Annotated in this window: 8 protein-coding genes; all 8 read right to left on the reverse strand. The window is 71.6% G+C overall.

Annotated features, from left to right (window positions below; genetic code table 11):
• Window positions 1-86: 86 nt before the first annotated feature.
• A complete protein-coding gene (locus JHD21_RS18945; protein ID WP_292678378.1) occupies window positions 87-629 on the reverse strand; it encodes an adenine phosphoribosyltransferase in 543 nt (180 codons plus the stop codon).
• A 7-nt stretch (window positions 630-636) separates the two neighbouring features.
• Window positions 637-1,866: a protein translocase subunit SecF gene (gene secF, locus JHD21_RS18950; RefSeq protein ID WP_292678380.1), complete on the reverse strand. Its 1,230-nt coding sequence runs from the start codon at window positions 1,864-1,866 to the stop codon at window positions 637-639.
• Window positions 1,866-3,683: a protein translocase subunit SecD gene (gene secD / locus JHD21_RS18955; RefSeq protein WP_292678382.1), complete on the reverse strand. Its 1,818-nt coding sequence runs from the start codon at window positions 3,681-3,683 to the stop codon at window positions 1,866-1,868. The genes secF and secD overlap by 1 nt, the downstream gene beginning before the upstream one ends.
• Window positions 3,683-3,988: a preprotein translocase subunit YajC gene (gene yajC / locus JHD21_RS18960; protein WP_292678384.1), complete on the reverse strand. Its 306-nt coding sequence runs from the start codon at window positions 3,986-3,988 to the stop codon at window positions 3,683-3,685. Before yajC ends, secD begins: the two co-directional genes overlap by 1 nt.
• A gap of 81 nt (window positions 3,989-4,069) precedes the next feature.
• Window positions 4,070-5,158: a Holliday junction branch migration DNA helicase RuvB gene (gene ruvB / locus JHD21_RS18965; RefSeq protein ID WP_292678386.1), complete on the reverse strand. Its 1,089-nt coding sequence runs from the start codon at window positions 5,156-5,158 to the stop codon at window positions 4,070-4,072.
• A gap of 22 nt (window positions 5,159-5,180) precedes the next feature.
• A complete protein-coding gene (gene ruvA / locus JHD21_RS18970) occupies window positions 5,181-5,774 on the reverse strand; it encodes a Holliday junction branch migration protein RuvA (RefSeq protein ID WP_292678388.1) in 594 nt (197 codons plus the stop codon).
• Window positions 5,775-5,776: 2 nt separating this feature from the next.
• Entirely contained in the window at window positions 5,777-6,298 is a 522-nt protein-coding gene (gene ruvC / locus JHD21_RS18975) for a crossover junction endodeoxyribonuclease RuvC (RefSeq protein ID WP_292678390.1), read from the reverse strand.
• 88 nt (window positions 6,299-6,386) lie between these two features.
• The coding region (locus JHD21_RS18980; protein WP_292678392.1) for a YebC/PmpR family DNA-binding transcriptional regulator at window positions 6,387-7,111 on the reverse strand (725 nt) is incomplete at its 5' end.

The following is a 7,111-nucleotide window of genomic DNA, read 5'->3' on the forward strand; positions in this document are numbered from 1 at the left end:
GGGGGGGCCTCGGGCTCGCCGGTGCCGCGGGCGGCGCGGTGCGCTCCTCGGTCACCCGGTCAAGTGTAGGTCCGACCGACCAGTGCTCAGACCGTCATGAGCGCGGTCAGCGGCAGGTCGCCGATCGCCTCGCGGCCGGACAGGAAGCCCAGCTCCATCAGCACGGCGACGCCGACCGCCTCGCCGCCGCAGCTCTCGACCAGCTGCCGGGTGGCGACGACCGTCCCGCCGGTGGCGAGCACGTCGTCGACGAGGAGCACCCGCTCCCCCGGTGCGATGGCGTCGCGGTGCAGCTCGAGGGTGGCCTCGCCGTACTCGAGGGCGTAGGACACCGCGTGCGTCACGCGGGGCAGCTTGCCCGCCTTGCGCACCGGCACGAAGCCGGCGCCGAGCGCGAGCGCGACTGGCGCCGCGAGGATGAACCCGCGCGCCTCCATGCCCACGACCTTGTCGACGACCGTGGCCCCCGACGAGTCCTGGCCGGCCGCGGCCAGGGCTCCCACGACCGCGGTGAACGCGTCGTGGTCGGCGAGCAGCGGGGTGATGTCCTTGAAGACGATCCCGGGCTCGGGATAGTCCGGCACGTCGAGGACGAGCCGGTCCAGGGCCTCTCGCGCGACGACGCTCATCCGGGCGCTACTTCTTGCCGCGCTTGGACTTCGGCTGCCGGCTCGGCTGCTGCCGGCCCGCGGCAGGGCTGTTGCCGACCGGCCGAGCCGGGGCCGGAGCGACCCGCCCGCGCCCGACCGCCTCGCTGGCCCGGGTCGGCGTCGGCCGGGTCTCCGGCTCGTCGTCGTCCTCGAGACCCTCGGGCAGGTCGTCGGGCTCGTCGAGGACCGGCATGTCCTCCTTGAACGACGGCACCGTGTGGTACTTGTCGGCCTCCCGCCGCGCCCGGGCCTTCGCCCGCCGTTCGGCGAGCACGACGTCGCTCTCGTTGGACTTGAGGTGCACCAGCACGCGAGGCGCCAGGAACACCGACGAGTAGACGCCGACGGCCATGCCGACGAACTGGGACAGCGCGAGGTCCTTGAGCGAGCTCGCGCCCAGGAGGGCCGTGCTCGCGAACAGGATCGCGCCGATGGGGATCAGCGCCACGATGCCGGTGTTGACCGAGCGCACCAGGGTCTGGTTGACGGCCAGGTTGGCCGCCTGGGCGTAGGTCTGCCGGGACTGGCGCAGCTGGTGGGTGTTCTCCCGGACCTTGTCGAACACCACCACCGTGTCGTAGAGCGAGAAGCCGAGGATCGCGAGGAGCCCCGTCACCGCGGCGGGGGTGACCGGGAACCCGGACAGGGAGTAGACGCCGATGGTGATGGCGATGTCGTGCACGAGGGCGACGAACGCGGCCAGCGACATCTTCCACTCGCGGAAGTAGACGGCGATGAACAGCATGACCAGGACCAGGAACACCCCGACACCGAGCACGGCGCGCTGACCGACCTCCTTGCCCCAGCTGGCGCTGATCTCGTCCTGGGACATCTCGTCGGTCACCGGGACCGTCTCGGTGATGACCGCGGCCACCTGGTCGCTCTCCTCGGGGGTGAGCTCCTCGGTCTGCACCAGCAGCGCCTGCCCGGCCGTCGTGACGATCGGCGCACCGGTCGCCTCGATGCCGGCGTCGGCGATGGCCTCGCGGACCTTGTCGGCGTTCTCCTGCGTCACGTCGCTGGCCGCGACCGGCACGCGGTACTGGGTGCCGCCGGTGAACTCGATCCCGAAGGCCAGCCCCTTGACCAGCACGATGGCGACGGCGATCGCGACGAGCGTCCCCGAGAGGAGGTACCAGCGACCCCGGTGCTCGACGAAGTCGATCGACCGGCGGCCGCCGTAGAGCTCGTTGCCGAGCCGGGAGAACCTGCCCATCAGGCCTTACCTCCTGCCGGGACGGCAGCTCGCTGGGGTGGTGGACCGTCCATGCCGAGCGTCTCGCGGCTCAGGCCGGACCACCGGTGCCCGCTGTTGAAGAACGTGAACCGGCCCAGCCAGGTCACCATCGGCTTGGTGAACCAGAACAGGATCGCGAGGTCGACGATCGAGGTGAGGCCGAGGGCGAACCCGAAGCCCTTCACCGCTCCCGTCGCGAAGATGTAGAGCACGGCGGCGGAGAGCAGCGACACGACCTGGGCCGCGAGCCGGGTCACCTTCGCCCGCTTCCAGCCGACCTCGACGGCGACCCGCATCGACTTGCCCTCGCGCATCTCGTCACGGATCCGCTCGAAGAAGATGATGAACGAGTCGGCGGTGACGCCGACCGCGATGATCAGCCCCGCGATGCCGGGCAGGGTCAGCGTGAAGCCGGCCGTCTCGCTGAGCAGCAGCACCAGTGCGTAGACGACGGCCGCCGCCGCCAGCAGCGAGCTCACGACCACGATGCCGAGGCCGCGGTAGTAGAACATGCAGTAGATCAGCACGAGCCCGAGGCCGAAGGCGCCGGCGATGAGGCCGGCGTTGAGCTGGTCACCCGCCAGCGAGGGACCGATCGTCTCGACGGACGGCTTCTCGAACGCGATCGGCAGGGCGCCGTACTTGAGGCTGGTGGCCAGGCTCTCAGCGCTCGCCTGGGTGAAGTCGCCCGAGATCTGGGCGTTGCCGTCCAGGATCAGGCCGTCCATGGTCGGCGCGGACAGGACCTGGCCGTCGAGCACGATCGCGAACTGCTTCTCGGTGCCGACCAGGGCGCGGGAGATCTCGGCGAAGACGTCGGTGCCCTCGCCGTTGAAGTCGAGGGTCACCACGTAGTTGACGTCCTGCTGCGGGATGGCAGCCGCGGCGTCGTCGAGGTCGGTGCCCTCGATCATGGAGGCCGACAGCAGGTACTTCACGCCCTCGAACCGGCCGGTGCCACAGGTGACGAGCGGCTTCTCCGGGTCGTCGACCACGTTGGCCGGTGACCCGTCGGCCGGACAGGTGAACGCGTTGTAGGCGTCGACCGCCTCCTGGTTGGGGTTGTCGATCCAGGTCAGCGGGTCGTCGACGCCCTCACCGCCCTCGGGCGGCTGGATCGGCGCAGGAGCCTCGGACGTGCCGTCGGTGGGCGTCCCGGTGGGCTCGGCGGTGGGCTCGTCTGACGCCGCGTCGGTCGGCTCGGCCGTCGGCGACGGCGTCTCGTCCTGGTAGCTCGCCGGTCCCCGGTTGGCGGTGCCGGACGGCGACTCGGCGCCGGAGGGAGAGGCGGTGTCGGAGGGAGCGGCGGTGTCGGACGGTGCGGGCGACTCCTCGGGAGCCGCCGGCGACTCCGTGGGCGCCACGACGCCGTCGCCGGGCTGCTCGTCGGTCGGGATCTCCGGAGTGACCGCCGAGGTGCCGCAAGGGGTGACGCCGTCGTCGATGCAGGCCACCAGCCGGAACCGCAGCTGCGCCTGCCGTTCGACGGTCTCGCGGAGCTCGCGCCGGCTCTCCCCCGGGACCTCGACGACGATGATGTTGCTGCCCTGGGAGACGACCTCGGCCTCGGTGACACCCGAGCCGTTGACCCGCTGGTCGATGATCCGGCGGGCCTGCTCGAGGTTCTCCGCCGACGGGTCGTCCTTGGCGACCATGGTGATCCGGGTGCCGCCCTGGAGGTCCAGGCCGAGCTCCGGGGTCCAGCTGCCCGCGAGGGCCACCAGGCCGTAGGAGATGCCCAGGCCCACGAAGAACGCGATCAGCGTGCGTCCGGGGCGTGCCGACTTCGCAGCCACTACTGGTTCTCCTGTTCGCCCGTGCCAGGCACGTCGTCGTTGTCGGTGGGGATCACGATGCCGATCGCTGCCCGCGCGACCCGGATGGTCACACCGGTGGCCACCTCGACCTGGGCCACCGCGTCGTCGACGCCGCGGACCACCCCGTGGATGCCCGAGGTGAGCACCACCTCGTCACCGACAGTCAACGAGGCCTGCATGTCCCGGAGTTCCCGCTGTCGGCGGCTCTGTGGCCGGATGATGAGGAGCCAGAAGACCAGCGCGATGGCGATCAGCGGCAGCACGGTCGATGCCAGGTCTTGCACGAGGGACCTCACGAACAGCGGTCGAGGACTTGAGTGTCACGGAGTTGGAACAGCCGCGACGGGCCGACCGGTGAGTCTAGATCAGTCCTCGAACAGAGTCGCATCGCCGCCCGGACCCAGCGAGCCGCTGGGGGTGCCCAGCCCGAGGTGTGCCCAGGCGGCGGGCGTCGCCACGCGTCCGCGCGGCGTCCTGGCGAGGAACCCGCGGCGCACCAGGAACGGCTCGGCGACCTCCTCGACGGTCTCGCGTTCCTCGCCCACGGCGACCGCCAGCGTCGAGACGCCGACCGGCCCGCCGTCGAACCGCACACAGAGCGCGTCGAGCACCGCTCGGTCGAGCCGGTCGAGACCGAGCTCGTCGACCTCGTAGAGCTCCAGGGCAGCTCGGGCGACCTCCAGGGTGATGACGCCGTCGGCCCGCACCTGGGCGTAGTCGCGGACCCGGCGCAGCAGCCGGTTGGCCACCCGGGGGGTGCCGCGGGACCGCGAGGCGATCTCGGCCGCGCCGTCGGCCTCCAGGGGGAGCCCGAGCAGCCCCGCGGACCGGTGCACGATCAGGTCGAGCTCGGCGGCCTCGTAGAACTCGAGCTGCCCGGTGAACCCGAACCGGTCGCGGAGCGGCCCCGGCAGCAGCCCCGCCCGGGTCGTGGCGCCGACCAGCGTGAACGGCGGGATGTCGAGCGGGATCGCGGTGGCACCCGGTCCCTTGCCGATGACCACGTCGACCCGGAAGTCCTCCATGGCGAGGTAGAGCATCTCCTCGGCGGGCCGCGACATCCGATGCAGCTCGTCCACGAACAGGACGTCCCCGTGGTTGAGCCCCGACAGGATGGCGGCCAGGTCGCCGGCGTGGGTGATGGCCGGACCGCTGGTCAGCCGCAGCGGGGCCCCCATCTCGGCGGCGATGATCATCGCGAGCGTCGTCTTGCCGAGCCCGGGGGGTCCGGACAGCAGGACGTGGTCCGGTGGCCGCTCGCGGCGACGGGCGGCCTCGAGGACCAGGCCGAGCTGGGTCCGGACCCGGGCCTGACCCACCACCTCGTCGAGGGACCGGGGCCGCAGCGCGGCCTCGACGGTCCGCTCGTCGACGTCGGCCTCGACGGCGGTGATCGACACCTGGAGGTCGCGCAGGTGCGCCGCCTCCGCCTCGAGCAGCTCGTCCTCGTGCATCGGGTCTCCTGTCACGCGCCCGTCACGCCTTCGACAGCGCCCGCAGCGCGGCCCGGAGCAGGGCGGCCACGTCGGGGGCGTCACCGGCCTGGTCCGCCACGGCGTCGACGGCCCGCTCGGCCTCGCGCACGGGCCAGCCGAGGCCCACCAGGCCCTGGTGCACCTGCTCGCGCCAGGCACCGGCCGGCGGCATCGAGGCCGGCCGCTCGCCCACGGGTGGTCCGATCCGGTCCTTGAGCTCGAGGATGATGCGCTGGGCGCCCTTCTGGCCGATGCCCGGCACGCGGGTCAGTGTCTTGACGTCGTCGGTGGCGATCGCCCGGCGCAGGTCGTCGGGCGCGAGCACGGCGGTGATCGCCTGCGCCACCTTGGGGCCGACGCCGGAGGCGGTCTGCACCAGCTCGAAGACCTGCTTCTCGTCCTCGTCGACGAAGCCGAACAACGTCAGGGAGTCCTCACGGACGACCATGCTCGTGGGCAGGGTCGCGCTCTGACCGGCCCGGAGCGTGGCGAGGGTGTTGGGGGTGCACATCAGCTCGAGGCCCACGCCGCTCACCTCGAGGACGGCACTGGACAGGGTCACGGCGGCCACCTGGCCACGCACGAACGCGATCACGACTACCGGTTCCTTCCGGCCGCGGCCAGCGCAGCGTCGAGCCTGGCCTGGGCACCGCCGCGCCAGATCTGGGTGATGGCCAGGGCGAGGGCGTCGGCGGCATCCGCCGGCTTGGGCGGGGCGTCGAGCCGCAGGATCCGGGTGACCATCAGGCCCACCTGGGACTTGTCGGCGCGACCGCTGCCGGAGACCGCGGCCTTGACCTCGCTGGGCGTGTGCAGCGCCACCCGGAGCCCGCGCCGGGCCGCGACCACCATGGCGATGCCGCTGGCCTGCGCGGTGCCCATCACGGTGCTGACGTCGGACCGCGCGAAGACCCGTTCGATCGCCACCGCGTCCGGCTGGTGCTCCTCCAGCCAGGCCTCGATGCCTCGTTCGATGCTGACCAGCCGTTCCGGGACGGCGAGCGACGACGACGTGCGGATCACGCCGACGTCGACCAGCGTCAACGGGCGGCCGACCTCGCCCTCGACCACGCCGACCCCGCACCGGGTCAGGCCGGGGTCGATGCCGAGCACGCGCATGGGAGCCTCTCGCCAGGGGAACGTCCGAACAGATGTTCGTACGAACGCTAACGGCGTCCACCGCCGGATCGGCGGACGACACGCGCACTCAGGCGTCTGCGCCCTCGAGCTCCTCCATGACCGCGTCGGGGACGTCGTAGTTGGCGAAGATGTTCTGGACGTCGTCGAGGTCCTCGAGCGCGTCGACGAGCCGGAACATCTTCGCTGCTGCGTCCTTGTCGAGCTCGACCTGCATGTCGGGGACGAACGAGGCCTCGGCGGAGTCGTAGTCGATCCCGGCTGCCTGCAGCGCGGTGCGCACGGCGACCAGGTCGGAGGCCTCCGAGACCACCTCGAAGCTGTCACCGAGGTCGTTGACCGCGTCGGCGCCGGCGTCGAGCGTCGCCTCGAGGACGTCGTCCTCGGTCACCGTCCTGGTCTCCTGGTCGGTGGGGACGACGACCACGCCCTTGCGGTTGAACAGGAACGAGACCGACCCGGGGTCGGCCAGCGACCCGCCGTTGCGGCTCATCACCGTGCGCACCTCCATGGCCGCGCGGTTCTTGTTGTCGGTGAGGCACTCGATGAGCATCGCCACGCCGGCGGGGCCGTAGCCCTCGTACATGATCGTCTGGTAGTCGGCGCCGCCGGTCTCGGCTCCGGACCCGCGCTTGACGGCACGGTCAATGTTGTCGTTGGGGACCGACGACTTCTTCGCCTTCTGGATGGCGTCGTAGAGGGTCGGGTTGCCGCCCGGGTCGCCGCCACCCATCCGCGCGGCGACCTCGATGTTCTTGATCAGCTTGGCGAACATCTTGCCGCGCTTGGCGTCGA

It is taken from the genome of Nocardioides sp., assembly GCF_016462705.1.
Lineage (GTDB): Bacteria > Actinomycetota > Actinomycetes > Propionibacteriales > Nocardioidaceae > Nocardioides.

Bases quoted from the DNA above. Each gene is read 5' to 3' on its own strand.
- JHD21_RS18945 (WP_292678378.1), bottom strand. From the start codon at position 629: ATGAGCGTCGTCGCGCGAGAGGCCCTGGACCGGCTCGTCCTCGACGTG.
- ruvC (WP_292678390.1), bottom strand. From the start codon at position 6,298: ATGCGCGTGCTCGGCATCGACCCCGGCCTGACCCGGTGCGGGGTCGGC.
- ruvB (WP_292678386.1), bottom strand. From the start codon at position 5,158: ATGCACGAGGACGAGCTGCTCGAGGCGGAGGCGGCGCACCTGCGCGAC.
- secF (WP_292678380.1), bottom strand. From the start codon at position 1,866: ATGGGCAGGTTCTCCCGGCTCGGCAACGAGCTCTACGGCGGCCGCCGG.